This is a genomic window from Streptomyces katrae, from assembly GCF_000966975.1.
Classification (GTDB): Bacteria; Actinomycetota; Actinomycetes; order Streptomycetales; family Streptomycetaceae; genus Streptomyces; species Streptomyces katrae.
Genome location: NZ_JZWV01000389.1, coordinates 1 through 2,686, shown reverse-complemented (window position 1 = coordinate 2,686; position 2,686 = coordinate 1). Strand labels below are relative to the sequence as shown.

Here is a 2,686-nt window from a genome sequence, read left to right as displayed (position 1 = left end):
GCGACACCGTGACGGCCGCGCGCGAACGGCACCGCCGACGCTGCCGCCGTTCCGGCCCCCAAAGCACCTCTGAACAGGTACGTTTATCCCTCGTCCAATGATCGTCCCGGTCGTCTCCGGTAGATTCGCCGACGTGTTGCGCATACGAGTGCTGGGCCCTTTGGAAGCCGAGACGGAAGGGGTGCCGGTCCCCCTGGGAGCCCCGCGCCAGCGTGCCTTGCTCGCCGGGCTGCTCGCCGCCCGGGGCCGTGCGGTCTCGGTCGACCGGCTCGCCGAGGACCTGTGGCGGGGCACCCCGCCCGCGAAGGCCACCGTGTCCCTGCACGCCTACGTGTCCAGGCTGCGCCGCGTCCTGGAACCGGAGCGGCCGCCGCGCACCCCCGCCGGCGTGCTCGTCACCTGCCCGCCGGGATACGCCCTCCGGCTCCCGGACGAGGCCGTCGACGCCTGGCACTTCGAAGCGCTCCTGGAGCAGGCCCGGCGGGCCTCCGCCGCACGGTCCCGGGAGCTGCTGGCCGAGGCCCTGTCCTGGTGGCGGGGACCGGCGTTCCAGGAACACGCCGACGAGTCGTGGGCCGCACCCGAAGCGGCCCGGCTGACCGCCCTGTTGGCGGACGCCCGCGAGCTCGCCGTCGCGGCCGATCTGCGCACCGGGTCCCCTGCCGAGGCGGCACGGGCGGCCGCCGTCCTGGTGGAGGCGCAGCCGCTGCGCGAGGAGGGATGGCGGCTGCTCGCGCTCGCCCACTGGGCCTGCGGGCGCCAGGCGGACGCGCTGGCCGCGCTGCGCCGCGCCAGGGCCGTACTGCGGGAGGAGCTGGGCTGCGATCCGTCCCCCGTCCTCACCGGTGTCGAGCAGGCCCTCCTGGAGCAGCGCCTGGACGTCCTGCGCGCCGAGACGTCACCCGGCCCCGACGCCTCCGAGGCTCTGCCCGCCTCGTGCGGGGCCACCGCCGTCCGTGCCGCCTCGGACGCAGGGGGCGCCGCCGTACGGACGACGCAGCCGGGGACGGCCGGCGCCGAGGCGGCGCGGCCGTTCCTCGGGCGGGCGGAGGCGGGCGGAGGAACTGCGCGGAGCCGAGGCGGCCGCGCGCGCCGCGCGGGCGGGCGGAGGACTGGTGCTGGTCACCGGCGAGGCGGGGGCCGGCAAGTCGGCCTTCCTCGCCCGGTTCGCCGGCCGGCTGGCCGGTGACGACTGGACCGTGGTGGTCGGGCGCTGCCCCGAATACGAAGGGGCGCCTCCCGCCTGGGCCTGGGTAGAGGCGCTCGGCGCACTCGCCCGCCGGACACCCCCCGCCGCGCCGGCCGAACTGGCCGTCCTGCTGCACGAGCCCGACGCGGCACCCGCCGCCACCCGGGACGAAGCCACGGCCGGCCGCTTCCGCATGCACCGGGCGTTCGCCGCCTGGCTCTCCGCCGCGGCCGCCCGCCGACCGCTAGCCGTGCTCCTGGAGGACCTGCACCGGGCCGACGGGGAGACGCTGGCGCTGCTGGAGGCGGCCGCCGCGGTCACCGGCGTGCCGCTCCTCACCGTCGCCTGCTACCGCCCGGCGGAGGTCGGCGACCGGCTGGCGAAGACCCTCGCCCAGCTCGCCCCGCGCCCCCCGCACCGGATCTCCCTGGGCGGACTGCCGGCCGAAGCCGTCGCCACCGTCGTCGCCGAGGTCTGCCGCGGTCCCGTCTCCCCGGACACCGTGGCCGCGATCGCCGCGCGCACCGGCGGCAACCCCTTCTACGTGTGGGAGAGCGCCCGGCTCCTGGACAGCGAAGGCGCCCTGGTCGCCCTGTCCGAGGTCCCGCAGGGCGTCCGGGACGTCCTGCGCCGGCGGCTGGCCCTGCTCCCCGACGCCGCGCTCACCGCCCTGCGCCTGGTGGCCGTCATGGGCGCGGACACGGACGCGGCGCTGCTGGTGGAGGCGGCCGACGCGGACGAGGAGACGGTCCTGGCAGGGCTCGACGCGGCGCTCGCCGCCGACCTGCTCACCGAGCCGGGCCCCGGCCGGGTCGGTTTCGTGCACGCCCTCGTACGCGACACGGTGTACACCGATCTGACCGGCGTGCGCCGCGCCCGGCTGCACGACCGCGTCGCCGCGGTCCTGCGCCGCCACCGCCCCGACGACCTTGCGGCGCTGGCGCACCACTTCGCCCGTTCCGGCCGGCCGGGGAACGCCCCGCTCGCCGTGGACTACGCCCTGCGCGCTGCCGAACTGGCCGAACGGCGTTACGCGCACGACGTGGCCGTCGGACTGCTCGCGCAGGCACTCGACGTACACGCGGCGGCCACCGCCGACCCGTACGCGGATCCCGACGCGAGCATCGCCCTGCTGGTGCGCCTGCTCGGCGCCCAGGTCCGGGCCGGCGCCACCGACGCCGCCCGCCACACCCGGCAGCGGGCCGTGGACCTGGCGGTACGGGCCAACCGCGACGACCTGGCCGCAGCGGTCTACGGGGCGTGGACCGAGCCCTCGCCCTGGCGCAGCAGACTGGAAGGGCTCTTCGACCGGACGGCCCTCGCCCGGCTGGAACGGCTCGCCGGGGACCGCGCGCTGGACGGGGCCACCCGGGCCAGGGTCCTGCAGGTGCTGGCGGACGCGGTGGCCGGTGAGGACGCCGCGCGCGCCCGGGAGGCGGCCGACGCGCAGCTGGCGCTGGCGGACGCCGCCGGGGAGCCCCGGCTGCTGGCCTCCGC

Annotated in this window: 2 protein-coding genes; both read left to right on the top strand. The window is 78.0% G+C overall.

Features of this window, described 5'->3' with window-relative positions:
* Nucleotides 1–133 precede the first annotated feature (133 nt).
* Entirely contained in the window at nt 134–1,189 is a 1,056-nt protein-coding gene (locus VR44_RS48845) for an AfsR/SARP family transcriptional regulator (RefSeq protein WP_342669329.1), read from the top strand.
* The coding region (locus VR44_RS42600; RefSeq protein WP_342669331.1) for an ATP-binding protein at nt 1,113–2,686 on the top strand (1,574 nt) is incomplete at its 3' end. The genes VR44_RS48845 and VR44_RS42600, both read left to right, overlap by 77 nt.